Genomic DNA, 26154 nt, shown 5'->3' with positions numbered 1-26154 from the left:
TATCACCTCGCTTATTTATATACCCCTGCCAGGCATATATCTCACTCCATCTTTCACTGGCAGATATATTTCTCCAATATATTCTAATAGTACAGAACCACTGGTCATCTCATTGATATCTCCTATAAATCTGTCGACTTTTGTCTTTAGGATTGCTATTTTAAGCTTAACTACATCCTCAAACGACGACTCATCTGGTTCAATACCGCTCTCTCTGAAATAATTTTCGAGCTTTCCATACGCTGTATATCCAATCTGGATCTTCAGTATTTCAAAGGGAACCATTTCAACTATTACTGCACTGTCAAGAGCTATCTTGGCTCCTTTTGTATATGCTCTGACTAAGCCCCCGCCTCCAAGCTTGATACCACCAAAATATCTGGTGACTACAACTGCAACATTCCTTAGGTTTTCTTTCTTCACAACCTCCAGTATAGGTATCCCAGCCGTTCCTGAGGGCTCTCCGTCATCGCTGAAGCGTTGGATATTTCCACCTTCTCCCGTTATATAGGCATATACGTTATGAGTGGCGTTTCTATGCTCCTCCTTAATCGACTGAATAAATGAAATAGCCTGCTGTTCATCCTCAACTGCCGTGCTATAGCCGATGAATCTGGATTTGTTAACTATAAATTCATCATATCCGAAGCCTGCTACAGTTCTATAGCTGTCGTCCATAGTTCTTACCTTGCGCCAAGCTTTTCCCTGTATTCTCTGAACTCGTTGTATCGCTTGTAGGAAAGTGAAACCAGAGATTTGTCCTGGCTGTAGGTTATTTTATCCATAGCTTCCGCTATAGTCAAGAATCCTCCATCTGAAAAGCCCTCTTCTTTGTTTGGCTCAGCATCATGGTTTTCAGATTCCATTATATACCAGGTGATTTTGTTGCAAACAGGTGCGTTTCTCGTTATCGAGAAGAATTCGTATGCAGTTTCTCCGGCAGTGGAAACTATCTCTGCATCGATACCCGCTTCAAATTGAACTCTATGAAGTGCTGTTTCAGGTGGCAGCTGGCCGTCTCTTATCTTTCCCTTTGGGAGGACCCACTCATCCTTGTCATTTCTTAGAACGAGTACCTTATCATCCTTGAATACAACTCCACCTGCACAATTTCTTATTAGCATTTGATCAACCTCCGTTATATTATATATTCTTTGTATCTTTCATAATCAATGCTGTCAATCACCAGCCTAAGCCTGGTTCCTTCCTCGAGATAATCAAGCTCCTTGATTTCGTACTCCTTCATAAAATAGCTCACAAGGCTTTGGTTTGAGTAAGGTATCATCAGAGTTGCATCTCTGTACATCTGAGGCAGCATCTCCTGGATTTTAATTCGAAGCTGTTCAAGATTCGTTCCCAGCTTAGCCGAAATATCCATACTGTCCCCAATATCCCTTAGGTCATATCCTTTCTCAACTGATCCAGCTTTATCCATTTTATTGAATACTGTCAAAATGGGCTTATCCATTACTTCAAGTTCCGTTAAAAGCTTGATAGTGGTTTTGATTTGGATATCGAGATTTTTATTGGATGCGTCAACCACATGTATTAGAAGGTCAGCATGTTTCACCTCCTCAAGGGTACCCTTGAAGGCTTCCACCAGCTTAGTTGGCAGCTTGGATACAAAGCCTACAGTGTCTCCCAATAAAAAGCTTTGGCCGTTGGGCAGCTTTCCTAATCTATGAGAGGTATCAAGAGTAGCAAAGAGCATATCCTCAACGTATACGTGTTTGCTGTTTTCGTCAGCTTCATCATGATCCATTAACGCATTTATCAGTGTTGATTTACCTGCATTTGTGTAGCCCACAAGGGCTACCATCGGAAGCTGTGAAGAAAGTCTTTTTCTTCGCTTTACTTCTCTGACGCCTTCAGCTTCTTTCAGCTGTTTTTCAATACTGTGGATCTCCCGGAGGATGTGACGTCTGTCAGTTTCAAGTTTTTGCTCTCCCGGCCCTCTTGTTCCAATTCCAGCGCCTTCCCTTGAAAGGTAATCCCTGAAGCCAATAAGTCTTGGCAGCCTGTATTTTAGTTGTGCCAGCTTGACCTGCAGCTTCCCCTCCTTGGATGATGCTCTCAGGGCAAAAATATCAAGTATAAGGTTTGTTCTGTCAATTATCTTTCGGTCAATTATTTCCTCAAGGTTTCTTAGCTGCGCACCTGACAGTTCATCATTGAAGACGACAGTATCAACCTCAAGCTGCTCACAGTGCTCTCTGATTTCCTCTGCTTTGCCCTTTCCGATGAAGTATGCGGCATTTAGTCGATCCTTTCTTTGGATTATCCTTGCAACAACGGTGCCTCCTGCTGCCTCTACAAGCTCAGCAAGCTCATCCAGGGAATCCTCGATGTCGATTTGGTCACCATCCAGTTCTACTCCAGCTATCAATACTTTTTCATTTTTATTTTCCATATTATACACCTCGGTTTTATAGGTTATAGTATAGCATCTTTCAGCCTTTCTTTCCATATAATTAAAGGCTCTCAGTTTGTCACTGTATTGTAATCTGCTCAATATTAACAATAAAAGTCGATTGTGGTATAATATTCTAGACTTCTATAGTCGTCAATTCAAGGAGGATGATTATGACAACTGAAAATAGAAAGAAAAGAACTAAAAGGAGATTCACAATAGGTAAGTTAGTCAAAATACTTATAATTATGATCCTGATGGCCGGTATAATGGCCGGAGGTGCAATTGGAACGGCTGTTTTGGCAATAATGGAGGATGCTCCGGAGATAGATCCAACTACGATAATGTCCAACCTAGACCAGACATCAAGCATATACGACCTTAACGGAAATCTTATTGAAAAGATCCTTGCCGAGGAGCTTAGGACAATAGTCAGTATAAAGGAGATGCCCAAGCACCTTTTGGATGCTTTTATAGCCATCGAGGATGAGAGATTTGAGACCCATCCTGGCGTAGACATCGAAGGGATAGCCGGTGCGCTCCTTGATAACTTCAGATCAGGAGGTATGAGAGGAGCCAGTACGATAACACAGCAGCTGGTAAAAAATGTTTATCTGACAAACGAAGTTAAGCTAACGAGAAAGATAACTGAGGCATATCTTGCTCTAAAGATGGAGACCATCCTATCTAAGGACCAGATATTGGAGGCATATCTCAATAGGAATTACTTTGGGCAGAATGCATACGGCGTTCAGGAGGCATCAAGGACATATTTTTCAAAGGACGTTCAGGATCTCACTCTTGCTGAGTCAGCAATGCTTGCGGGTATAGTGAAAAGTACGACACAGTTTCAGCCTTATTATAGGGTAAAGCCTGAGGATTTTGATCCTGGCAAACACTTCGAGGTTGGGCAAATTGAAGTTCTCGGAGAGAAATTTATAGCCGTTTATAATGAGGATTCTGAAGCTAGACAAAAGCTTGTATTGAGCCAAATGCTTGCATTGGGGAAAATAACACAGCAGCAGTATGACCAAGCCCTGGCACAGGATATGAGATCTAGCCTGAAGCCTGAGCAAAAAAAACCTCAGGATATCACTTCTTACTTTGCAGATCTTGTTAAAACCCAGGCTGTCGAGGCTATGATGGATAAGCTTGGCTATACCAAAGCTCAGGCTGAAGCAGAGCTGTTTACAGGCGGGCTTTCCCTATATGCTACAATAGACATGAATATGCAAAAGCAGCTTGAGGAAATTTATGAGAATTTTGTACAGGTACTGGTTGGCAACACCGAGAACGTCAAGGGCCCTGTTCTAGTAGACTGGAGTCTGAACAAAGCTGGAAACGTTGTGGATGAAAAAGGCTCAATAGTATATTATTCAAAGGCAAACCTTATGACTGAAGACCATGATCTTGTTTTGACGCCCGAGGATTATAAGCATGATAATGGAGACCTTATTATTAAGACACCAAAAATTACGCCTTACCCCACTCACTTTGATGTGACGGACTTCTTTACAATCGACGAGAGAAAGAATCTTGTGGCTCACTCAGTAGGTTCAATCGTAGTTCCTGAGGGTCAGTTCAGTGTCGAAAACGGTGTGATTACAATAAAAAGTACCTACCTAAAGGATAATCCGGAGTTCTACTTACAGAATGGCGAAAATATAATTGTCAGCAACAGGTACTTCTATGTCCATGAGGATGGTATCGTCCAGCCTCAATCAGCTACTGTCATACTGGATTACAGAACTGGTCATATCAAGGCTATCGTCGGTGGAAGAGATGTAGACGGAACGAGGATACTAAACAGGGCAACTGATTCCCAAAGACAACCTGGATCAGCTATAAAACCAATTGCTGTTTACTGGCCTGCACTTAATAACGGCCAGACTGCCGCTACGTCTATCGACGATATACCATTCTATAACGGTGCTGGTGAGCTTTGGCCAAAGAACTGGTATAACTCATACAGAGGTCTTCACACTCTAAGAAGGTCTGTTGAGCAATCTGTAAATGTAAATTCAGTAAAAATGCTTCAAAAAATTGGTATCAATGCTTCAGTTGAGCATTTGAAGAAGATAGGGATCATCGACGTGGATCACCCAGAAAGAGACAGCTTCGTTACCAGTACTGAGAACAGGCAGGTAAACGACGAAAATCTATCTTCTCTTGGCCTTGGCGGTATGACTAAGGGTTTGACTCCGCTAGAAATAACAGCAGCCTATGGAGCAATAGCTAATAAAGGAATATACGTTGAACCAATAGCTTTTACTAAGATACTTGATAAGAATGGAAACTTACTGATAGACAATACTCCGAAGGAAACTATGGCCTCTTCTCCTCAGGTCGCATACCTTATGGGCGATATAATGAGGACGACAGTGGCGAACGGAATTGCCGGAAGAGCAAGAATGAACAACATGGTAGTTGCAGGTAAAACAGGTACGACTCAAAACCAGGCTGATATTTGGTTTGTAGGCTATACTCCTTACTATGTGTCCGGGACCTGGATAGGAAATGATTCTCCCAGAGTTACACTGTCGAGAAGCAGCAGCACAGCTGCTCAGCTATGGCAGCATATAAATACCACAATCCATGAAGGTCTTGAGGGCAAGACATCATTTGAAAGGCCAGACGGATTGGTATCTGCAAGCATCTGCACACAGTCTGGTCTTTTAGCAACGGATCTGTGCTCCAATGATCCAAGAGGCGTTGTCAAATCCGAGCTGTTTGTTAGTGGAACAGTTCCAAAAGCATATTGTGATATGCATGTAGAAGCTAAGATAGATAATACAAACGGCAAGCTGGCAAATGAATTCTGCCCGGTTGAGAATGTAGAAACAAGAGTATTTATACAAAGGACTCCTCCTTATGTTCCAGCGGATCATAAGGGGATCGAGCCTAGTGACTTTGCTTATCAGCTTCCAACAGAGGTATGTACAGATCACGATGAAACTACTGTAATCGAGAACCCGGTTCTTGATTGGCTTGAGCAGTGGTTTAATAACGGCAATAGTGGAACGCCTGATCCTAATTCAGGCAACAACAATGGAAATGGGAATGGTAATAACGGAAACTAATAAAAATAGAGCCTGGGCTTTTTCCGCCCAGGCTCTATTTTTATTGATCGCTTGTTGTTTATTTCTTTTTTAATTCCGCAAGAACGACCTGATTTAATAGTATTGTGGTTGTTACGCTTCCTACGCCTCCCGGAACAGGTGTGACCATAGATACCTTCTCCTCAACGTTTTCGTAGTCTACATCTCCACTTAGTTTTCCATCTTCGGTCATGCTTACTCCAACGTCAATGACAACTGAATCACTATTGAAATAATCCTCTGTGAAGAATTTTGCTTTTCCTAAGGCTGTAACCACTACATCAGCTTTAGAGCAGAGTTCTTTGAGGTTTTTAGTTCTCGAATGACATATTGTTACAGTGGCATTTTTTTCAAGAAGCATCATAACAAGCGGCTTCCCTACAACCATCGATCTGTTAACGACAACCACATTTCTACCCTCCAGAGGAACCTGATTGTGAATCAGGATCTCCATTGCAGCCTTCGGGGTACAGGGTGAAAAACCCTCCATTCTGCCCTCAAATATCTTTTCAAGGTTCAGTGGATGCATACAGTCGACGTCCTTATCCGGAGATACTGAGTTTCTGATCCTCTCTTCATCTATATGTTTCGGTAAGGGTCTGAATAGCAGGATCCCGGAGACTTTAGCATCAGCATTAAGATCCTGCATAAGCTTTTCCAGTTCTTCTGTAGTCATTGTAATATCACGTTCAACTACTCTTGATTCAATACCTGCCGACTCACATGCTTTGATTATACTTTTTTCGTAGGATACGTCACCTGCATTGTTTCCCAGTCTAACTATCGCCAATACTGGAGTTCTTCCTTCTATTTTCAGTTTCTCAATAGACAGTTTCATTTCAGCTTTTATCTTGTCTGCAACTTCTTTTCCCTTTAAAACCTTTGCCATGCTCTTAATCCTCCTTTATTCGTCTCTTGATATTTACCAGACTGCAAATGAAGGGCACCCTCCTGGGTGCCTTCTATTATTTAAATAAATTAATTGATTACTCTTACAGCAGTAACATACCTTGAATAATACCATCCTGAATTTATCGTGTCGATCCTTACCTGCCCTTTGGTTGAAGAAGCATGGATCATGTTGCCGTCGCCAATGTAAAGGCCAACATGGGATATCCTGCTTCCTGTTGTATTAAAGAATACAAGGTCGCCAGGTCTAAGCTCGGATTTGTCAACCTTTGTTCCTCCGCCCGGCTGTAGGTAGGAGCTTCTTGGCAATGCTATCCCCAGGTGAGTTTTGTAAAGATAGTAGGTCAAGCCTGAACAGTCAAAGGTATTTGGTCCAGCTGTTGCATAGACATACCGTTTGCCGATAAGCGAATATGCTCCTTTTATTAAGCTGGTAAGCTGCTTAGCGGAATTTCTGTCAGCCGCTCTTGTTACCTGTTCAAAATTGGTATATAGACTTATTGCAGCTTTATCAACCTGATATTTTTGTCCTGCATCATCCACCAATGTGTATTTTCCATCGGAGTAGTCGACTACACCGACAGTTTCCCCTTTTACAAGGACTATCATTGCAGTTTCATTTCTTACTATGGCAGATATATTGGACATTCCATAGGAAATGTTCTCAACCGTATTGCTTACGATTCTATCCATTCGCACATAGCCGATGCCAAAATCAGCAGATGCAACGAACCTTCCATAAGCCTGGTCGTATGATGCCATTATTAGCTCTTCACCAGGTACGAGCAATCTTACGACCTTTGAGTCTTTACGGGGTTCGGATAGTAGTTCTATTTCCTCAGAAACAGTGAATTTATCGCTCTTTCTTGTAGTCCTGATCATAGCATTCTTAGGAATCTGGAGGTATTCATCCTCCTTATATACGATGTATGAGTCGTTATTCTCTTTGGCGACCTCTACCTTCTCCTGCTCTTTAAATTCAATAGCTGCGCCGTTATTCAACAATGCAGTATAGTTCTGGACAAGAATTCCTGAATCCTTAAAACCTACTACCATCAATAAGCACAGCAATGCCAGCTTATGTAAATGTCGGTGTTTTATCCTCTGCATGAAAACACTCCCTTCTTTGTATAGCCTGCATGTGGATATTATATTATACTTGGAGTCATTAATCAATGAATTAATGACAAAACGGTTACAGCTAAGATTGCAAATCATTACCTAATTACTATTTAACAACGTTTAAGGTTTTATATTTTCTTTGCTAAAAGAGAATCCCAGGGTATTCCCCTGGGATTCTCATGATCGAGTAAGTCTATAAGCCGTGTTCTGTTTATATGGTCATCTATCTAGGCCAGTCGTCGCCGAAAGGCTCATGCGACCTACCTTTGGAGCGGCAGCGAGCAACCGCCTTTTTCTGCTCCCTTTTGGTCTTGCTCCAGATGGGGTTTACAGAGCCGTTTAGTCACCTAAACGCTGGTGAGCTCTTACCTCGCCTTTCCATCCTTGCCCTTTCGGGCGGTCTATTTCTGTTGCACTTTCCTTAGGGTTGCCCCCACTGGACGTTATCCAGCATCCTGCTCTATGGAGCACGGACTTTCCTCATGTCGAAGACATGCGACCACACAACTTACTCTATGATTATTATAACACATAGCTCAGTAAAATTGAATACCAGGATCACACAATTAATTCTTTGGGATCACATGGATCCTGCCACAGGTCTCGCAATAAAAAACATTCTTGCCCATTTTTATCCTGTCGATGATGGTTGTTGCGACCATCATATTGCAGCCCGAACAAATATTGTTTTCAACAATAGCCGTCCCAGTTCCTTTTTTTGCCCTTATACCATAGTAAATGGCTAGTATATCCTTATCTGCACTTCCTGTTATCTCCTCAGCTTCTTTTTTTAGGCGTATTATCTCATTTTTTATATTCGATGCTTCAAGGCGCACTTCACCTCTTCGGGTTGAAAACCTCTCTTTAATACTGGAAAGCTTCTCCTCCAAGTCTTCTTTCTGCTTTTTCAGCTCGTCAGAAGATTCCTGACACTGAAGTTCTTTCCACTCAAGTTCTTCCTTTTGGTTTTGTAGCGTGATCAGTTCTCTTTCCATATGCTCCATCTGCTTCAAATCCTTGATGGTACCATCATAGAGGGTTCTATTGACGTGGTCCAGCCTATTTGTACAAGCTTTTAGCCTATCTGAGGCGTCTGCAGACTCACTCTCAGTTTCTTTTTCTTTCTGGATTATGCTTACTAAAGCCTGTTGAACTCCGATTCTTTTATTATCAAGCTCAACCAGTAGGGGGTCTCTCTCGAGGGATTTGTATCTTTTCTCCAGTTCTGCAACTCCATTAAGATATTCGTCAAGCTTTACAAGCATATTGAGGTCGAACATTTTTCCACTCCTCACTTTAATAGTGTTTGACGGCGAATGTTGGTCCTTCATAAATCTCCAGGTTCACTTTTTCAATGATATTCTTTATCAATCTGTTTCTAACAGCATACAATGCAGGCTTTTCAGTATGATAGTGGGTAGCGTCGAGGATAATTATCCCGAGCTCTTTGGCAAGCTGTGCATCGTGATACTTGATATCTCCAGTTACATAAGCTTGTGCTTTTGAATATGCTGCATCTTCTATAAATTCTGCTCCACTTCCTCCACAGACCGCAAGCTTTGAAATCTGATCCTTACTGTCTCCATAGACCTTTAGTACTTCCACCCCAAGTCTATCCTTTACGAGCCTAGCTAGCTCCTCAAGTTTTAAGGGCTCAATATCGCCAATTCTTCCATATCCTATGCTTCCAGTTTGAGGACTTTTATCATGGATCCTCAAGGGCCTGCTACTAAATATTCCGAGTTTTTCCGCCAATACGTCGCTTACGCCACCAGGTGCAAGGTCCAGGCTTGTGTGCGCGCAGTATATCCCGATGTCATTTTTTATGATTTTATAAGCCATTCTTCCCTGGTGTGTGGAAAGACTCAGGTTCTTGATCCCATTAAATATCAGAGGGTGATGTGATATGACTAGGTTTGATCCTGAGCTGATCGCATATTCAAGTACTTCCTCAGTGACGTCCAGAGTTATAAGTATCCCTTTTACAGCTTGATCTTTTGACCCGTATTGGAGTCCGCAGTTGTCCCAGTCGTCCATGTAGCGTGGATCAGCCCATTCTTCAATGATTTTGATTATCTCTGAAATTTTCAAACTAAGAGTACCTCCCTGAATTTTCTTATTTTAGTGTTTAGTTCCTCCAATCTCTTCAGGCTTTTGTCGCTGTACTGGCCTTCCAGTCCACTCACAATGGCCTCAAGAGTCGAAATCTTCCACTGTAGGAATTCTCTCCATAAGGGATGCTCTTTCTCTAGCAGAATAGGACTTATCTCAAGGGATGTGTCCTCAGGAATAGGTTGGAGACCGTTTTCAGCTACTATTATTTCATAGTATCTCCCATCCTCTCGCACCAGCTCCTCGTCGACGATCTTAAATCCGTCTTCTATAAGATATCTTCTCAATTCATTGCTCCCTACCATAGGCTGGAGAATGAATCGAAGATAGGTTTCTGCTTTTTTTCTGCTCTCCCTCAATATCTCAGAGATAAGGACCCCACCCATGCCGGCTATTATAACAGTATCTACCTCAAATGGCTTTATGGGATCCAGTCCCGAACCAATTCTGGTTATTATCCAATCAGAAAGATTCTCCTCCTCTACATAGGCAGCTGTTTTTGATAATGATCCCTCACTTACATCGCTAGCGATCACAAGCTTCGATATTTCATTGTCGATCAGGTATTTAGGGACATAGCCGTGGTCAGTGCCAATATCTGCAACGATAGAATTTTTAGGTACCAAGTCTGCGATTTTGCGAAGTCTTTTGTCCAGCTTCAAATTTATTCCTCCTTTAAAAAATAAGATTCGCATAGCGAATCTTATCTATTCAAGAAAATCCTTTAATTTTTTACTTCTGCTTGGATGTCTCAGCTTTCTCAATGCTTTAGCTTCGATCTGTCTGATCCTCTCTCTTGTGACTTCAAATTCCTTACCTACTTCTTCAAGAGTTCTTGCCCTTCCATCGTCTAGACCGAATCTAAGCTTCAATACCTTTTGCTCCCTGGGTGTAAGGCTGTCAAGCACATCGATCAGCTGTTCCCTCAGCATTGTGAATGTAGCAGCCTCAGCTGGCGCCAATACGTCCTCATCGGGGATGAAGTCTCCCAAATGACTGTCTTCCTCTTCTCCGATAGGGGTCTCGAGGCTTACGGGCTCCTGCGCTATTTTCATTATTTCCCTTACTCTTTCAACGTCAAGACTCATCTCGTTGCCTATCTCTTCAGGTGATGGATCTCTTCCCAGCTCCTGTACGAGCTGTCTTTGAACCCTTACCAGCTTATTGATCGTCTCAACCATATGAACAGGTATTCTAATGGTCCTTGCCTGATCAGCAATAGCTCTCGTTATGGCCTGTCTTATCCACCAGGTGGCGTAGGTGCTGAACTTAAAGCCCTTTCTGTACTCGAACTTTTCTACTGCCTTCATCAAACCAAGGTTACCTTCCTGGATAAGGTCCAGGAACAGCATCCCCCTGCCCACATATCTTTTGGCAATACTAACTACAAGCCTGAGGTTGGCTTCTGCAAGCTTTTTCTTCGCCAGCTCATCGCCCTCCTCCATACGCATAGCAAGATCTATTTCTTCCTCACTGGACAACAAAGGTATCTTGCCTATTTCCTTCAAATACATCCTTACGGGATCGTCTACGCTTATACCTTTAGGTACTGAGAAATCCTCCTTGATTTCTTCCTCTTCCTCTTCGTCAACTTCTATATCGATTGCGCTGTCTATCTCGTCGTCTTCAGGGTCATCATTAATGATGGATTCTTCCTCTTCCTTATCTCCCATGATATCTAAACCGCTATCCTCAAGCTTCTGATAAATCTCATCGATCTCTTCAGGATCCAAATCGATTGCCTCAAGGGTATCTATTATTTCCTTATAGGTCAATAACCCACTCTTCTTGCCCTTAGACAAAAGTTTTTTCTCTGCAAGCTGCTTATTTGTAAGATTTTTTTCTTGGTCTTTCAAAATTTCGTCCAAACTCGTTTCCTCCCTACTTAGCTAATGAGACTTATTTTTTTATCTATCTCAATCAATATCCTCAGCAACTCAGACAGTCTTCCTCCGTCAGTTGTGCCGCCGTCCAGTTCTTTTATCTCCTGCCTTAATTCTCTTCTTTCAGCTTCCAGTCTATCCAGTCTTATGGTCCTTATTAGATCAGGTATGACCTTGCCAAGATCTGAGGGTGTGTACTCTGTATCCCTTGTTAACAAATGCTTAAGTCTCTCACTACCGGAAGCATCAAATTCCAGCTCTTTTAAAAGGGCTTCTTTGTTTAATTCGTCTTCCAAAGAGTAGCCTTCCTGAATTATTTTGTAGCAGAATCTGCAATCCGGATCTCCAAACTCATCCATTGAGATTTCATCAGTTATCCTGGAATAATTGTTTCTGCCAGATGCCATTATGCTTATCAGATCAGCCTCAGCCTTTCTTCTGGCAGGCTCAAGTACAACAGTTGATACTGGGTTTATATCAGGTGTCCTATGTTCTCTTATGCGTCTGGGCCCCTTCATTTCACTTGCTATAGCTTCTTTTGCTATGGCAAGCTCCGAAGACAGCTTTTCGATGTAGACATCCTGTTGTATTGGCGACTTCAGCTCCTTCAGCATCCTCGCAGCCTCCTGGGTGAATCGGATCTTACCCTCAGGATTTGTGAGGTCATGCTTCCCTTTTAGTATATATACCTTGAAATCAATATGATTTAACGATTCTGCAACTTTTTTTTCGAATGCAGCAAGACTGTTGACCTTAATAAAGTCATCTGGGTCCATTCCTTCAGGCAGCATTACTATCCTTGGCTCAATGTCCAGTCTCTGCATTACGTCAATGGCTTTTACTGTAGCTCTTATGCCCGCCTGGTCGCCATCATAGCAGATGTATATCTCGTCTCCATACCTTTTCAGGAGCTTGGCCTGAGTTTCCGTTAGGGCAGTTCCAAGGCTTGCAACCGCGTAATCTATACCGTTTGAATGCAATGAGATCACGTCCATGTAGCCTTCCACAAGCATGATCCTGCTACGATTTTTGTTTTTGTCGATTATATTCAATCCATATAGGTGGTTCCCTTTGTTAAAAACCACTGTGTCAGGTGAGTTAAGATATTTAGGAAGACTTTTATCAAGCACTCTTCCTCCGAAACCGATCACCCTTGATCTCGTGTCCACTATCGGGAAAATTAGACGATTTCTAAACTTATCATAAAAGCCTGTAACATTTTTTCTTATCCCGATCAACCCGGTTTTTTCTATATCAGCTTCAGAAAATCCCTTTTCCTTGAGAGAATTGAGCAGCTGCTCCCAGCTGTCCGATGCAAAGCCCAGCCCAAATTTTCTAGCAGTTTCATAGCCAATTCCCCTCGAATTAAGATATGTTGTAGCCTCCTTATGCTTCATCAGGTTTTGATGAAAAAATCTGGCAGCTTCCTTATTTATCTCATAAAAAACCCGCTTAAGCTCAGAGCTTTCCTGTGTTACAGACTCCTCCCAGGGAATGTTATATTTTTCAGCGAGAAATCTCAGCGCTTCGACAAAATCAAGGTTCTCTCTTCTCATAATAAAGGTTATGGCATCACCGCCGGCACCGCATCCAAAGCAGTGGAATATTTGCTTGGAATCCGAAACCGTGAAAGAAGGTGTTTTCTCACTATGGAATGGACATAACCCCATATGGTTTGAGCCTGATTTTTTCAATTGCACATACTGACCGATCAGCTCAACTATATCGAGTCTTTCCTTAATTCTTTCAAGCATATCATTTTTACCATCTACCATCTGATCACCACCTGAGCATACCAATCAATTATAATACAAATCACAAAAAGTTCAAAGCGTTTATTATAAAACCGTTAAATAATTGATTCGTTATTTCCACGGCTTTGGAACAAAAAGCTCCTGGAACAGGTTGACGATATATCTATCGGTCATTCCTGCTATATAATCGCAGATAATGTCTTCTAGTTCAGAGTCATCATCTCTATACAGTGCAAGATGATCTGAGGGCAATCTGTTGCTGTTATTTTTATAGTAGTTGAACAGTACAGTTATGACATGCTCAGCCTTCCCCTCCTCTGACTTGGCATTTTTATTGAAATAGACTTCATCAAACATAAAATCCCTGAGCTTATTGGTCATCTCACCTATTAGAGAACTCATATAAAGCTGATTCTTTCCATAATTTGTTTCAATCAGGTCCGAGATCATCGTGTTGATCCTCTTTCCATGGCTGTCCCCCAATACGTCAACGCAGTCGACAGGGAGATCTTTTTCGCTTATTATCCCAGCCCTGATTGCATCGTCGATATCGTGATTGATGTATGCGATCCTATCGGCATATTTTATAATTTGCCCCTCCAGTGTTTCTGAAACTCTTTCACCTGAGTGGTTCATTATCCCTTCTCTTACCTCATAAGTCAGATTCAAACCTTTTCTTCTCTCATGACTTTCAAGAAAATCTACTACCCTTAGGCTTTGATCTGTATGTGTGAAGCCCTTTGGATTAAGCTTATTTAAAATAGACTCGCCAGTATGTCCAAAAGGAGTGTGACCCAGGTCGTGTGCAAGCGCAATAGCCTCTACAAGATCCTCGTTGAGTCTCAAGGCACGTGCAAGGGTCCTGGCAAGCTGAGCTACTTCAAGTGTATGTGTAAGTCTTGTCCTGAAGTGATCTCCTTCAGGAGCGATGAATACCTGTGTCTTGTGCTTCAAACGCCTGAATGCTTTTGAATGTATTATCCGGTCCCTGTCCCTTTGAAAATCAGTTCTTATATTGCATTTTTCTTCAGAAACAAGTCTTCCCCTTGTGTTCATGCTTAGCATAGCAAAGGGGAATAACCTTGCAGCTTCATTCTTCTCCGCTTCAATCCTAATATCCATGTCTCAACCTCCATATACCGTTATATATATATTCGACATGAACCATTAAAATCCTTCTTTTCTTTTCAAAATCATAAGAAAAATTTAGTGCTCCTTGCAGAACACTAAAACATTTTATCGCCAAATTGCTTGGTCATATGCTCAATTATCAGAGCCGCAGTCTCCTCGATTGCCTTGGATGAAACATCGATGATCTCACAGCCTATCTGCCCCATTATGTCCATGGAGTATTCCAGCTCCTTTTGAATACGGTCGACGCTTGCATAGTTTGCTGAATCTCTCAAGCCTAGTGCTTTCAGCCTCTCCTGTCTTATTTCTATGAGCTTTTTAGGGTCGGCAACAAGGCCTATCACCCGTCTTCTATCCTTTTTGAAAAGCTCCTCAGGAGGATTTACTTCAGGGACCAAGGGTATGTTAACTACCTTAAAGTTTTTGTGGGCAAGGTACATGCCTAAAGGAGTTTTGGATGTTCTTGAAATTCCGATAAGGCAGATATCTGCCTTATCTATACCTCTTGGATCCTTGCCGTCGTCATATTTTACTGCAAATTCTACTGCCTCAACTTTCCTGAAATAGTTTTCGTCGATCCTCCTTATTAGACCAGCCTCGCGCTTCGGAGCATAGCCCAACAGCTTCTCAATAGCTAAAATCGGTGGCGACATAACGTCTATAGTTGGGATCCCTCTCTCATTGCCAAGAGTGTCTATAAGCTTTTTTATGTGCTCAAGTACGGTTGTATATATAACAAGGCTTTCACCTGGCTCTGCTTCCATCAACACCTGCCTGATATGTTCATCGTCGTTCATGTATGGGTACTTTCGGATCTCGTAATTCTCCGTAATAAACTGCTTTGCAGCAGCTCTTGCAATCAGCTCACCAGTTTCGCCGATGGAGTCTGACATAACATATAGAGTTAATTTGCTCATGGTTTTCCCCCTTATAGCTTTGTACCAAGCTCGACAAACAGTCTTGTTATGTTAGTCTTGGTCAGTCTGCCGACGACTTTGTAATGTCTACTCCCATCACCTGTCTTTTCAACTACCGGAAGGCTGTCTATTTCGTGTTCAATAAGCTTTATGGCAGCACTGATTGCAGTATCATTTGGCCCGGTCATGACCAGGTTTGGCATTCTGGTCATTATCATACCGACTGGTGTTGACTGAAGATCAAGCCCTCCAAGGGAAGCCTTGATCAGATCCTTTCTTGATACGACGCCAGTAAGCTTTTCCTCAGAGGTTATGAAAACTGAACCAACATCTTCTGTAAAAATATAAACTATCGAGTCGTAAATACTTCTGTCCTCATCGATCACAACAGGCAATGACATAATACTTTTGACATGAATAGAGCTGATGGAGTCTGAAAGAAAATCATCCGGTGTTCTGCCAGTAAGCAAATATCCAACCTTTGGTCTTGCGTCCAGTATACCCGTCATAGTTAGTATTGCGAGGTCCGGTCTTAAGGTCGCTCTCGTAAGATCAAGCTCATTGGCAATGTCATTGCTTGTAATTGGCTGCCTTCTTCTGACTATTTCTATGATCTTCTCCTGTCGTTTTGAAAGTTGGATAGGGATCACCTCTATCTTCCGACGATGTAGGTCAAATCACAAACTCTCATCATCGTATCGTAGATCTTTCTTAAAAGAGCTAGTCTATTGTTTCTAAGCTCCAAGTCATCGACCATTACCATTATCTTATCGAAAAACCCGTCAATTCTATATCTAAGTGTCCCAAGGACGACAAGAGCCTTATCATATTCCTTTTTCTGGATATGAGTATCAACCTTTTCTTCGATACCATTATAAGCGTCGAATAAAAGGATCTCTTCCTCGGTGAGAAGGTCCCTCTTGACTTCTGTTCTGTCGGTTTTTACAGCCAGGGAAGACAACCTCCCAAATGCAGCAAGAATATCAGAAACATCTTTTCCCTTTGCCCATGAATCAAGTTTTTCACATCTTATTCTCATGTCGTATATATTGTCAGTACCAGTATGGATAACTGAATCGATCACGTCGTAAGGTATTCCGCTATCAAGGAATAGGTTTCGTACCCTTCCAATGAAGAAATCCAATATTTCACCCCTTACCTTATTATAATCACAGGCAAGTCCGGTTTCCTCAACATAAATATAAAGAGAAAAGTCGATCAGTTCCAACAGAGAAACATTTAATTTTTTGTCGATTATTATATTTATTACACCCAAAGCGCTTCTTCTCAGTGCAAAGGGATCCTGTGACCCTGTCGGTTGGATACCAATTGCAAAAAGCCCGCAAATCGAGTCCAGCTTGTCAGCCATCGATAGTATGGAACCAGCAGTCGTAGACGGCAGCTTATCACCAGAGAACCTGGGAAGGTACTGCTCAAACAAAGCCAGGCTGACGATTTCATTTTCTCCAGCCTCCTGGGCGTATTCCATCCCTATCTTTCCCTGAAGCTCGGTAAATTCAGTTACCATTTTCGTTACCAGATCAGCCTTCGCTAAATGGCTTGCTCTTGAGACGTTCTTTTCTGTTTCTTCTCCAACCTCAAGATAATCAGAGATTTTCTTCACTAGCTTCTGCAGTCTTATTGTTTTGTCATGCATTGTTCCCAGTTTTTCCTGGAATGTAAGGGTTTTAAGTTTCTCAACGTAATATTCCAATGGATGTTTCATATCCTCTTTGTAAAAGAATTTTGCATCCTCCAGTCTCGCACCAAGCACTTTTTCATTTCCCTTAACAACAGTTTCAACATGGTTCCCATCACCGTTTCTTACAGTTATGAAATAAGGCAGAAGTCTTCCCTTGCCATCCAGAACAGGAAAATACCTCAGGTGTTCCTTCATAGGGGTAGTTACAACATCGAAAGGAAGCTTTAAATACTCATCCTTGATCCTGCCAATAATTGGAGTAGGATATTCCACCAGATTAGTTACCTCATCAAGCAGGCCTTCATCCTTTTGAATAGATCCACCCTTCTCTCGTGCTAATTTTTCCGCCCCGTAGCGAATCATATCTTTCCTCTCCGAGGGATCCACGATTACATAGTTTTTCTCCATCAAGCTCTTGTAGGAGTCTATGGTTTCAATGACTATATCCTGACTTCCCAGGAATCTATGTCCCTTTGTGATATTTGAGGCTGCTATACCCTCAAGCTCGAATGACAGAACCTTATCGTCAAGAATAGATACCAGCCACCTTATAGGTCTTGCAAACCTTAGATTCTTACCGCCCCATCTCATGGACTTAGGAAATCCGATCGCCTTGATCACTTCACCCAGGTTTTCCTCCAACACCTTTTCAACTGGCTTGCCTTCCTTTCGAACTGTTGCGTAAACATATTCATCTCCATTCAGCTCCTGGATGAAGACATCTTCCAGCGATACGCCTTGCCCTTTAATAAAGCCTAGCAAAGCCTTTGTTGGCTCTTCCGAGGCATCATATGCTATCCTTTTGGCAGGCCCTTTTACAACTGTTTCTTCGCTTCCTCCTGCATCGCCAAGTCCCTCTATGATACAGGTCAATCTACGTGGTGTTGATAGGATTTTTATGTTATCAAAGGCAAGTCTCTCATTTTTTAGAAGCTTTTCTATATTTTGATGGAGCTGGTTGCAGGCATCATCTATAAGCCTTGCCGGAAGCTCCTCCACACCAATTTCCAAGAGATACTTTCTAGACATATAATCCACCGTCCTTTTTAACCAATGGGAAACCCATTTCTTCTCTTTGCTGTATATAAAGATTTGCAATGCTTCTTGCGAGATTTCTCACTCTGCCAATGTAGGTAGTTCTTTCTGATACTGATATTGCACCCCTTGCATCAAGTACATTGAAGGTGTGGGAGCATTTTAATACATAGTCATAAGCCGGCAGCACCAGACCTTCTTCGATGGTCTTTCTGGCTTCATTCTCATATGTATTGAACAAGCCCTTCAAGACATCGATATCACCCTTCTCAAAGCTGTATACGGAATGCTCATACTCTGCTTTTTTAAATATATCTCCATAGGTGAAATCCTTATTCCACTTTATGTCAAAGACATTGTCAACGTCCTGCAGGTACATGGCTATTCTTTCGAGACCATAGGTTATTTCTCCGGATTCCAAGTCACAGTTGATTCCCCCGACTTGCTGAAAATATGTGAACTGAGTTATTTCCATTCCATCCAGCCATACTTCCCAACCAAGTCCCCATGCACCTAGAGTAGGAGCCTCCCAATTGTCCTCTACAAACCTTATGTCGTGCTTCAGGGGGTCAATACCTATAGCTCTCAAGCTGTCGAGGTACAGATCCTGAATATCAGCAGGTGATGGCTTCAGGATAACCTGGAGCTGGTGGTGCTGATATACTCTATTTGGGTTTTCTCCATATCTTGCATCTGCAGGTCTTCTAGACGGCTCAACATAAACCACCCTCCATGGTTCCGGACCAAGTGCCCTAAGGAAGGTGTGTGGACTCATTGTCCCTGCTCCCTTTTCTACATCGTATGGCTCAGCTATTATACATCCTTTTTCTCCCCAATAATTAAGCAATTTCAGCATGAGATCCTGAAAGTACATCTTAACCCTCCTCAATAATTTTGAATACAAAAAAACCTTGTCATCCCTATAGGGACGAAAGGTATCTTCCGCGGTTCCACCCTACTTAATACCGAAAGGTATTCTCTCAGTAAGCTTGCTCGGCAGTGCCTTTTGCGTACATTGAAGGTACCCGGTTTCCACCTGTTCCGGATTCTCTTTGTCCTTTCTCTGCAGCTACTTTCTGCGTCAATGCAACTGTTCAGCTTATAAACATTAATCTAGCAAATTATGGCGTTTGTGTCAAGACTGTGCTGTTCTATAACCTCTGCCCTCTTTGAAGCATTGTTTGGGATTTTAGCTCCTTCAGCTCCAAATTGAAGATAATGAACTGATATAAGATGCTGTGTATCCTTTTGAGAGTCTCGTTGCTCAAATTCAACTCATCCAGCTGTTCAAACCTTGACAAAAGAATATTCCCCATTGCCTCGAATAAAGTTTGATCAATAAGAATGCCCGAGCCTTTTCTGCAGCTGTCACAATATACTCCGCCTTCTGAGATACTGAAATCCCAAATCTGAGATACAGCTTTCCCACATGCCAAACAGGAAGATAGCTGTGGTCTATACCCGAGGATCGAGATCATTTTTAGCTCAAAGGCTACTGTCTGCAGGATCGGCCTATCCGACTTGGACATCTCTAATATGGCTTTGTCAAGCATACCGAATACCCTTGAGGATGATTCCCCTCCAGGCATTGATCTCTCCACTAGTTCAAGGATATAAAACCCATACGCCAACCTGTCTATATCCTGGCGGATAGTGAAGTTTGAGCTTTCTAGCTCTGCTGATTCAATATAGTAAAAGTTTTTTCCCTTCTTGAGCTCAAAATGGCTTTTACTGAAAACCTCTGTTGCTGCGAGAAGCTGTGATTTGGGCTTCAGGGCACCTTGTGCCATTATGCTTATCCTGCCGAGCTCCTCCGTGAATAGTGTTACAATTTTGCTGCTCTCCTTGTATTTGATCCAGGATAGCACTATACCAAAGGTTTTTGACATATTTTCATCCCTTACCTGCAATTACTTGTACCCAAAATATTTGACCTTGTTAGCTTTCTCACGCCAATTTTTTTCTACTTTTACCCATATCTGCAGGTTCACTTTAGTATCCATAAGCCGTTCAATGTCTTCTCTGGCCTGCTGTCCGATGGTTTTCAGCATTTTCCCTTGTTTACCGATAACCATACCCTTATGGGACTCCTTTTCACAATACAGGTTCGCAAATACGTCGAGAATAGCCTTATTCTCCCTCTCAATTATCTTATCTATTTCCACATAAATCCCATGGGGTATCTCATCTTCCAGATTTATCAATGCTTTTTCACGTATTATTTCAGATATTATAAATCGTTCAGGCTGGTCAGTTATCATATCCTCAGGGAAATATTGCGGACCCTCTGGAAGCATGTTTTTAAGAACCTGGATATACCTGTCAAGATTATCATTATTTAGAGCCGAAACTGGTATTATTTCCTTGAAAAGACCCATGGAATTATATTTCTCAATGAGCCTTGCCAGATCCTCCTTCGAAAGTTTATCTGTCTTGTTGATCAATAAGACTATGGGAGTGGATACAGCTCTCAACTCACCTAGAATATAGCTGTCCAGCTTGCCTGTTTCAAGACTATCGTCAACCATAAAGGTTACAATATCTACCTCTTCCAGTGTAGTTCTGGATATTTTAAGCATATAGTCCCCGAGGATATTTTTGGGCATCTGAATGCCTGGAGTATCCAGAAATACTATCTGGAATTCATCTCCGGTATAGACCATTTGTATTTTATTTCTTGTCGTTTGAGGTTTGTCGGAGATTATTGATATCTTCTCTCCGATTACCTGATTGAGCAGCGTCGATTTCCCAACGTTGGGTCTACCAATTACTGTTACAAAGCCGGATCTATACATTGTTTTCCTCCCCTATTTCAGGCAGAAGCTCCTCTGGACCGAAGCTGTGTGGAAGAAGTTCATCCAGGCTGTACTCCAGAAAATCATCCTCTGAATTGGCTATAAGGATCCTTGCATCCTTACCGAACTCCCTTATTACCTGTCTGCATACTCCACATGGATATGTGTGATTGGAATCCCCTACAACTGCAACCTTCCTGATCCTTTTATGCCCTTCAGAAACTGCCTTGAAAATAGCAGTCCTCTCTGCGCAGATAGTAGGTGAATATGATACTATTTCTATATTACAGCCTGTAAATACGCTTCCGTCCTCCATTTCTATAGCAGCCCCTACATGAAATCCTGAGTAGGGAACGTGTGCCATCTTCTTGGCTTCAATAGCCTTGTTGATTAGATTTTTATTATCCAAATCTCTCACCTCATTCAATTATTACAGAAGAATTTCCACCAATGATCTGGATCCAGGTTGCTCCGGGCTTCAGCTGTATCTCATTCCCTTCATCATCCAGATAGAAGGTTTTGCCGGATCTGCTTGACTTCTTCCAAGTTATATCCTCTGAAATGCCTCCTGATATGTATGTCCCACTGCCTTCGCCCTCAACTGTTATTCCTAATCTGCCCTCATTGTCCAATACCTTGATATTTGTCCTCTGAATTATTATATTGTCTGCTTTTAGCTGGCTTCCGTCCGATTCATCTACATGTGGTTTACCATCCTTGAATCTGAGATAGGTCTCTGATTCAGGATCATACTCAAATCTTGTATTGTTGCTTTTGTTGTAGGTTATATCAACCTTATTGGCAGGTGATCCTATCCTTTGGATGTCCTCTCCTGCGAAAATGAAGCCCTCAAATTCGCTTTTTTCTCTAAAGCCTTTATCCTCCTGTACCTGTCTCAATACATCCATGCTAGTATAAAGATTGTTTGGGGCTTTCTTGCTGCTATCTCTCCAGAAAACCTTGGGCGAGCTGGTAAGACCGTCAATCTCGGCTACCTTGAGATTTCTGGCATCTGTTTTCGCAGCTTCACTGCCACCTACGTGAACAAATATGGCATCAAACTCATATGCCTTTGTTACCAGATAAGGTCTTGCACTTCTTACAGGCCCGATCTGACTCTCCGGATGATTTAGTAAAAATAAACCAATATACCTTGTAAAGGTTCCTTCAACTGGATACTCATATACTACCTCAGCATCTTTCAAGCCCGATTGCCATCTGGCTGCGGGATGATTGTCAAAAACTATTGCCATTATCCTGCCGTTGACTACTTCCTCCGGACCATACAGTCCACTTAATGGAGATGGTATCCCTTCAGGGACAATTATTTCAGGTTCCTGTTCAGGAAGCGGTGCTGGCTGAGGCGTCTCTACCGGTATCTCAGCAACAGGGTCGGGTTCCTGTGCTTGTTCAGGTGCCTTTGCGCACCCTGACAGTAATGTCGTTATCAATATTAGAATTAATGCGAAATAGCACATTTTCTTCAAATTTAATGCCCTCCTAACCGATGATTTGGAATATTAAAATCCCTATCAATATCCCCAGAAGACCGCCTGCTATTACTTCAAGGGTACTGTGTATCTTCCCCTCAACTCTGCTTTCAGCCACCAAAAAGGCTAAACCGAAGGCCATTGATATTATCAGCAGATTGTCACTAAGTGTAGAAATAATAGTAGCTATGCAAAATGATATTGCTGAATGTCCGCTGACAACTCCCCCCTGGAAGTGAGTACCTTTTCCAGTATGAAATTTGGTTTTCAAACCTATAGTCACAAGTACTACTAGTATTACAGCTACAAATGTAAGGTGTATTGGGGAATTTTGTATCTTTGTTATTACCTGCTCCTTATATGGATTAAGTCTGTCGAAGAAAATTAAATATCCGACCACTACAGCATTTAGAGAGGCAATCAGCACCGCACCTGCTGAAACATCTTTTATGACCCTTGCGAGAGGATGGTACTCCCGGGTTATCATATCCACAGTCTTCTCCAAGGCTGTGTTTATCATTTCAAGAACAACTACAAGAACTACTGTCAGGAGAAGGATCATAAACTCCACTCTTGTTAAATTAAAAAAAGTACTAAGTAATATGACCGTTATAGCAGCTATGTAGTGGAACCGAAGGCTTTTCTCCATCTTCATGGCTGCCATGATGCCGGAAACCGCGTAGTTGAAGCTGTCTATGAATTCCTTTACCTTCATGGCCCAACCTCCTGATCCTTAAAGATTCCCAGCTCCTTCATAGCCTTTTTCTCTTTTGATCTCATTTCTTTTTTTTCATCAGCCTCAAGGTGGTCGTATCCCATAAGATGGAACATACTGTGTACAGCAAGATAGGATATTTCTCGTTGAAGGCTATGTCCAAGGTCCTTGGCTTGCTGAACAACCTTTTCTGTTGATATCACGATATCCCCAAGCATTCTTTCATCGAGCCCGAACTCATCCTCAAAGGGGAAGCTAAGAACGTCGGTTGGCTCATCCTTTCCCCTGTACTCCCTGTTAAGCTCCTGGATCTCATCGTTGGTGACAAAGGAGACGCTTATTTCCCAGTCAAGGTCATAGCCCTCAATATTCAAACAGACTTCTGCAATCCTTCTAAGGAGTTCCTCGGTCTTATCCCCAATTTCAATCTGGTTCTGTCTGTTATCTATATACAGCTCCATACTAATCCCCCTTGGTCACTGAATTGTTCAGGAATTTTTTTGCCCGTTATCCTCGGCTGCCTCATAAGCTTCATAGGCATTGATTATCCGCTGAACCAGCGGATGTCTAACTATGTCGGCGCTGGTCAGGTTTATGAACTCAATGCCTTTTACATCCTTTAATATTTTCATTACGGTCTTAAGACCTGACTGTCTGCCCTTCCCAAGATCGATTTGTGTTATATCTCCCGTCACACAAACCTTTGAGCCAAAGCCAAGCCTCGTTAAAAACATTTTCATCTGCTCGTTGGTTGAATTTTGAGCTTCATCTAATATTACATAGGCTGAATCAAGTGTTCGCCCTCTCATATATGCCAGTGGGGCTACTTCGATAAGTCCTTTTTCAAACAGTCTTAAATAGGAGTCCGCACCTAGTATATCAAAAAGAGCATCATAAATCGGGCGTAAATATGGATCAACTTTTTCCTGAAGATCCCCAGGAAGAAACCCCAGACTTTCACCTGCCTCTACTGCTGGTCTTGTGAGTATTATCCTGCTTACCTCCCTATTTTTGAATGCCTGCACCGCCATAGCCATTGCCAGATAAGTTTTCCCAGTACCGGCAGGGCCTATGCCAAATACGATGTCATGTCTTCGAAGTGCATCCACATATCTTTTTTGACCAAAAGTTTTAGGCTTGATTGTCTTACCAGAAGCAGCAATACAGACAACGTCATTGAGGAGTTCCCTAATATCAAAGTCTCCTCCTGCTTTTACCATATCCATCAGGTATTTTAGGTCCTGTGAGTCAAGTCTTCTTTGTCTTTCAATAACGTAGATGAGATTTCTTATTAAGCCATCTGCTAAGGTTACATCCCCTGAGTAGCCATAGAGATTAAGAACGTCATCCATTATTTTGACATCTACACTAAGCTCTTCCTTTATAAAGGATAGGTTTTCGTCCAAATTTCCCAGCAATTCCTTCATAACCTGATGATCTTTTATTAAAATAGGTCTTTCTTCCTTGTTTTGAACCAAGTGTTTACCTCCTGATCGTAATTGGTTAGCTACCTAAATAATAACACATAACAGGGTCCTTTTCCACAATTTGTGTCCCTAGCATACACAAGAGGAGCCATGTAAGGGCTCCTCAGCGATCCAATTAGAATTATTTGTTTGTTAAAGATTTTGGTTTATCTAGTATCTCTCTGTAGACTATAGCCTTCAGGATGTCTTTCTTGGGGTCAAGCTTTATTTTTGATGATATATACTCGGTTTGAGGATCTTCTTCGACATCCAATACTTGAAGTAATTTCTCCTCTTCCACTGGTTCTTTACCCTTAGCTGGTTCAGGAGCTCTTTGTTTTTGAGGCTGCGATACTTGAGAGGAAGCTGTCGTCATAGGTCTAGTTTGATTATTTTGAGCCTTCTTTTCAGGCTGACCTCCAAACTCTTTCTCAAGTTGTCTTCTGTATTCCTCAAGAGTTTTCCTGAAGTCCTGGCCTTGTTTTCCTATATTTTTCTTTTTACCAGTATCCTGATTAAAGGTTTGTTGCTGCTTTTTTTGTGCTTTCTTTTTATTTTTTGCATTCCCAATAATTAGGTTAACTAGAACCCAAAATATAAGAATTATAATAGGGCTATCCATTTCATCACTCCCTATTTCTGTTTCTTCTCTTCATCAGTCATCTTTGAGATCGAGGTTCTCATATCAGTATCCGCTAATACATTTTTCATATTATAGTAATCCATAACACCTAGATTGCCCTGCTTCAGAGCTTCTGCTAATGCCAATGGAACCTGTGCCTCTGCTTCAACAAGCTTAGCTCGCATAGCTTGTACTTCTGCAAGCATCTCCTGCTCCTTAGCTACAGCCATAGCCCTTCTTTCCTCAGCCCTAGCCTGAGCAATCTTTTTATCAGCCTCTGCTTGGTCCATTTGCAGTTTAGCACCTATGTTTCTCCCAACATCTACGTCTGCAATATCTATAGATAATATTTCAAACGCAGTACCTGAATCAAGACCCTTATCCAAGACCGTTCTTGAAATGCGATCAGGATTTTCCAAAACATCTGCATGTGAATCGGAGCTACCAACTGTAGTTACTATACCTTCTCCTACTCTGGCGATAATCGTCTCTTCACCAGCACCTCCGACCAGTCTGTCAATATTGGCTCTAACAGTAACCCTAGCCTTTGCAATCACCTCTATGCCATTTTTAGCTACTGCTGAAATATTTGGAGTCTCTATTACCTTGGGATTTACGCTTACTTGAACGGCTTCAAGTACGTTCCTTCCAGCCAGGTCGATTGCGGCAGCTCTTTCAAATACCAATGGAATGTTTGCCCTCTGTGCTGCTATCAGAGCATCTACCAGTGTGTTTACATTACCTCCTGCTAGATAGTGAGCCTCAAGTTCATCTATATTGATGTTGAGTCCTGCTTTTGTAGCCTTTATCATTGGGTTAACGATCCTGCTGGGGACTACCCTTCTAAGCCTCATACCTATCAATGTGGATATTTTTACTCTTACACCTGAAAACAACGCTGTGATCCATAGACCTACAGGGACAAAAGTAAAAAATAACATAACTAAAATAATGATACCTAATGCCAAGCCTAATGTGAAAATAAGTTCCATC

General features: G+C 42.0%; 25 protein-coding genes and 1 other RNA gene. 1 reads left to right on the top strand and 25 read right to left on the bottom strand.

All coding sequences use genetic code 11. The features are described 5' to 3' along the window. Positions 1-15: 15 nt before the first annotated feature. Genes AC4PHB_RS03650 through hflX form a run of 3 tightly spaced genes read right to left on the bottom strand, consistent with a single transcriptional unit; the run spans position 16 to position 2512 of the window. A complete protein-coding gene (locus AC4PHB_RS03650; RefSeq protein ID WP_492137285.1) occupies positions 16-678 on the bottom strand; it encodes a YigZ family protein in 663 nt (220 codons plus the stop codon). Positions 679-683: 5 nt separating this feature from the next. After that, positions 684-1124 carry an NUDIX hydrolase gene (locus AC4PHB_RS03645; RefSeq protein WP_492137284.1) on the bottom strand — a complete coding sequence of 147 codons (441 nt, stop codon included), beginning with the start codon at positions 1122-1124 and terminating at the stop codon, positions 684-686. A gap of 14 nt (positions 1125-1138) precedes the next feature. Further along, positions 1139-2512: a GTPase HflX gene (hflX, locus tag AC4PHB_RS03640; protein WP_492137283.1), complete on the bottom strand. Its 1374-nt coding sequence runs from the start codon at positions 2510-2512 to the stop codon at positions 1139-1141. 71 nt (positions 2513-2583) lie between these two features. Here hflX and AC4PHB_RS03635 point away from each other — a divergent pair, with 71 nt between their 5' ends. Next, positions 2584-5490: a penicillin-binding protein 1A gene (locus tag AC4PHB_RS03635; RefSeq protein ID WP_492137282.1), complete on the top strand. Its 2907-nt coding sequence runs from the start codon at positions 2584-2586 to the stop codon at positions 5488-5490. Between the two features lie 58 nt (positions 5491-5548). Here AC4PHB_RS03635 and AC4PHB_RS03630 read toward each other — a convergent pair whose 3' ends face one another. From AC4PHB_RS03630 to floA, 22 genes are all read right to left on the bottom strand, one after another. Beyond that, entirely contained in the window at positions 5549-6397 is an 849-nt protein-coding gene (locus AC4PHB_RS03630) for a bifunctional 5,10-methylenetetrahydrofolate dehydrogenase/5,10-methenyltetrahydrofolate cyclohydrolase (protein WP_492137281.1), read from the bottom strand. A gap of 89 nt (positions 6398-6486) precedes the next feature. Continuing rightward, positions 6487-7473 (bottom strand): C40 family peptidase, encoded by a 987-nt coding sequence (locus tag AC4PHB_RS03625; protein ID WP_492137280.1) that lies wholly within the window; start codon positions 7471-7473, stop codon positions 6487-6489. A 246-nt stretch (positions 7474-7719) separates the two neighbouring features. Next, an RNA gene (gene rnpB, locus AC4PHB_RS03620) (RNase P RNA component class A) lies at positions 7720-8054 on the bottom strand. A 51-nt stretch (positions 8055-8105) separates the two neighbouring features. Further along, positions 8106-8819, bottom strand: coding sequence for a zinc ribbon domain-containing protein (locus AC4PHB_RS03615; RefSeq protein ID WP_492137279.1), 714 nt, complete (start codon positions 8817-8819; stop codon positions 8106-8108). Between the two features lie 16 nt (positions 8820-8835). Further along, positions 8836-9630, bottom strand: a complete 795-nt coding sequence (locus AC4PHB_RS03610) for a Nif3-like dinuclear metal center hexameric protein (protein ID WP_492137278.1) — start codon at positions 9628-9630, stop codon at positions 8836-8838. Then, the gene (locus AC4PHB_RS03605; protein WP_492137277.1) at positions 9627-10313 is read right to left on the bottom strand and encodes a tRNA (adenine(22)-N(1))-methyltransferase; all 687 of its coding nucleotides are present in this window, start codon (positions 10311-10313) and stop codon (positions 9627-9629) included. The genes AC4PHB_RS03610 and AC4PHB_RS03605 overlap by 4 nt, the downstream gene beginning before the upstream one ends. A 45-nt stretch (positions 10314-10358) precedes the next feature. Continuing rightward, entirely contained in the window at positions 10359-11510 is a 1152-nt protein-coding gene (rpoD, locus tag AC4PHB_RS03600; protein WP_492137738.1) for an RNA polymerase sigma factor RpoD, read from the bottom strand. Between the two features lie 26 nt (positions 11511-11536). Beyond that, positions 11537-13309 (bottom strand): DNA primase, encoded by a 1773-nt coding sequence (gene dnaG / locus AC4PHB_RS03595; protein WP_492137276.1) that lies wholly within the window; start codon positions 13307-13309, stop codon positions 11537-11539. A 90-nt stretch (positions 13310-13399) separates the two neighbouring features. Continuing rightward, positions 13400-14410, bottom strand: a complete 1011-nt coding sequence (locus AC4PHB_RS03590; RefSeq protein ID WP_492137275.1) for a deoxyguanosinetriphosphate triphosphohydrolase — start codon at positions 14408-14410, stop codon at positions 13400-13402. A 104-nt stretch (positions 14411-14514) separates the two neighbouring features. After that, a complete protein-coding gene (locus AC4PHB_RS03585) occupies positions 14515-15336 on the bottom strand; it encodes a pyruvate, water dikinase regulatory protein (protein WP_492137274.1) in 822 nt (273 codons plus the stop codon). A gap of 11 nt (positions 15337-15347) precedes the next feature. Further along, positions 15348-15986, bottom strand: a complete 639-nt coding sequence (ccpN, locus tag AC4PHB_RS03580; protein WP_492137273.1) for a transcriptional regulator CcpN — start codon at positions 15984-15986, stop codon at positions 15348-15350. A gap of 2 nt (positions 15987-15988) precedes the next feature. Continuing rightward, positions 15989-18067: a glycine--tRNA ligase subunit beta gene (gene glyS, locus AC4PHB_RS03575; protein ID WP_492137272.1), complete on the bottom strand. Its 2079-nt coding sequence runs from the start codon at positions 18065-18067 to the stop codon at positions 15989-15991. Then, positions 18060-18947, bottom strand: a complete 888-nt coding sequence (gene glyQ / locus AC4PHB_RS03570) for a glycine--tRNA ligase subunit alpha (protein WP_492137271.1) — start codon at positions 18945-18947, stop codon at positions 18060-18062. Before glyQ ends, glyS begins: the two co-directional genes overlap by 8 nt. 277 nt (positions 18948-19224) lie before the next feature. Next, a complete protein-coding gene (recO, locus tag AC4PHB_RS03565; RefSeq protein ID WP_492137270.1) occupies positions 19225-19962 on the bottom strand; it encodes a DNA repair protein RecO in 738 nt (245 codons plus the stop codon). Between the two features lie 21 nt (positions 19963-19983). Continuing rightward, on the bottom strand, positions 19984-20868 hold the full coding sequence (gene era, locus AC4PHB_RS03560; RefSeq protein ID WP_492137269.1) for a GTPase Era: 885 nt from the start codon (positions 20866-20868) through the stop codon (positions 19984-19986). Continuing rightward, positions 20861-21277 carry a cytidine deaminase gene (locus tag AC4PHB_RS03555; RefSeq protein WP_492137268.1) on the bottom strand — a complete coding sequence of 139 codons (417 nt, stop codon included), beginning with the start codon at positions 21275-21277 and terminating at the stop codon, positions 20861-20863. Before AC4PHB_RS03555 ends, era begins: the two co-directional genes overlap by 8 nt. A gap of 10 nt (positions 21278-21287) precedes the next feature. Continuing rightward, positions 21288-22346 (bottom strand): DUF3048 domain-containing protein, encoded by a 1059-nt coding sequence (locus tag AC4PHB_RS03550; RefSeq protein WP_492137737.1) that lies wholly within the window; start codon positions 22344-22346, stop codon positions 21288-21290. Positions 22347-22368: 22 nt separating this feature from the next. After that, entirely contained in the window at positions 22369-23073 is a 705-nt protein-coding gene (locus AC4PHB_RS03545) for a diacylglycerol kinase (protein ID WP_492137267.1), read from the bottom strand. Beyond that, a complete protein-coding gene (gene ybeY / locus AC4PHB_RS03540; RefSeq protein WP_492137266.1) occupies positions 23070-23534 on the bottom strand; it encodes an rRNA maturation RNase YbeY in 465 nt (154 codons plus the stop codon). The genes AC4PHB_RS03545 and ybeY overlap by 4 nt, the downstream gene beginning before the upstream one ends. A 27-nt stretch (positions 23535-23561) precedes the next feature. After that, positions 23562-24551 carry a PhoH family protein gene (locus tag AC4PHB_RS03535; protein ID WP_492137265.1) on the bottom strand — a complete coding sequence of 330 codons (990 nt, stop codon included), beginning with the start codon at positions 24549-24551 and terminating at the stop codon, positions 23562-23564. Positions 24552-24681: 130 nt separating this feature from the next. Next, positions 24682-25161: a hypothetical protein gene (locus tag AC4PHB_RS03530; RefSeq protein WP_492137264.1), complete on the bottom strand. Its 480-nt coding sequence runs from the start codon at positions 25159-25161 to the stop codon at positions 24682-24684. Between the two features lie 11 nt (positions 25162-25172). Further along, positions 25173-26153: a flotillin-like protein FloA gene (gene floA, locus AC4PHB_RS03525; RefSeq protein ID WP_492137263.1), complete on the bottom strand. Its 981-nt coding sequence runs from the start codon at positions 26151-26153 to the stop codon at positions 25173-25175. Position 26154: the final 1 nt, after the last annotated feature.

The organism is Gudongella sp. QWL-04, assembly GCF_058683975.1.
This window is presented reverse-complemented; position numbering and strand designations above follow the sequence as displayed.

Excerpts from the sequence above, each read along its gene's own strand:
- glyS (WP_492137272.1), bottom strand. The coding sequence starts at position 18,067 with ATGTCTAGAAAGTATCTCTTGGAAATTGGTGTGGAGGAGCTTCCGGCA.
- AC4PHB_RS03635 (WP_492137282.1), top strand. The coding sequence starts at position 2,584 with ATGACAACTGAAAATAGAAAGAAAAGAACTAAAAGGAGATTCACAATA.
- AC4PHB_RS03590 (WP_492137275.1), bottom strand. The coding sequence starts at position 14,410 with ATGGATATTAGGATTGAAGCGGAGAAGAATGAAGCTGCAAGGTTATTC.
- AC4PHB_RS03615 (WP_492137279.1), bottom strand. The coding sequence starts at position 8,819 with ATGTTCGACCTCAATATGCTTGTAAAGCTTGACGAATATCTTAATGGA.
- AC4PHB_RS03650 (WP_492137285.1), bottom strand. The coding sequence starts at position 678 with ATGGACGACAGCTATAGAACTGTAGCAGGCTTCGGATATGATGAATTT.
- glyQ (WP_492137271.1), bottom strand. The coding sequence starts at position 18,947 with ATGTACTTTCAGGATCTCATGCTGAAATTGCTTAATTATTGGGGAGAA.
- AC4PHB_RS03550 (WP_492137737.1), bottom strand. The coding sequence starts at position 22,346 with ATGTGCTATTTCGCATTAATTCTAATATTGATAACGACATTACTGTCA.
- floA (WP_492137263.1), bottom strand. The coding sequence starts at position 26,153 with ATGGAACTTATTTTCACATTAGGCTTGGCATTAGGTATCATTATTTTA.
- dnaG (WP_492137276.1), bottom strand. The coding sequence starts at position 13,309 with ATGGTAGATGGTAAAAATGATATGCTTGAAAGAATTAAGGAAAGACTC.
- AC4PHB_RS03625 (WP_492137280.1), bottom strand. The coding sequence starts at position 7,473 with ATGGTAGTAGGTTTTAAGGATTCAGGAATTCTTGTCCAGAACTATACT.
- AC4PHB_RS03630 (WP_492137281.1), bottom strand. The coding sequence starts at position 6,397 with ATGGCAAAGGTTTTAAAGGGAAAAGAAGTTGCAGACAAGATAAAAGCT.
- recO (WP_492137270.1), bottom strand. The coding sequence starts at position 19,962 with ATGTCAAAAACCTTTGGTATAGTGCTATCCTGGATCAAATACAAGGAG.
- era (WP_492137269.1), bottom strand. The coding sequence starts at position 20,868 with ATGTATAGATCCGGCTTTGTAACAGTAATTGGTAGACCCAACGTTGGG.
- AC4PHB_RS03530 (WP_492137264.1), bottom strand. The coding sequence starts at position 25,161 with ATGGATAGCCCTATTATAATTCTTATATTTTGGGTTCTAGTTAACCTA.
- AC4PHB_RS03585 (WP_492137274.1), bottom strand. The coding sequence starts at position 15,336 with ATGAGCAAATTAACTCTATATGTTATGTCAGACTCCATCGGCGAAACT.
- ybeY (WP_492137266.1), bottom strand. The coding sequence starts at position 23,534 with ATGGAGCTGTATATAGATAACAGACAGAACCAGATTGAAATTGGGGAT.
- AC4PHB_RS03645 (WP_492137284.1), bottom strand. The coding sequence starts at position 1,124 with ATGCTAATAAGAAATTGTGCAGGTGGAGTTGTATTCAAGGATGATAAG.
- AC4PHB_RS03545 (WP_492137267.1), bottom strand. The coding sequence starts at position 23,073 with ATGAAGGTAAAGGAATTCATAGACAGCTTCAACTACGCGGTTTCCGGC.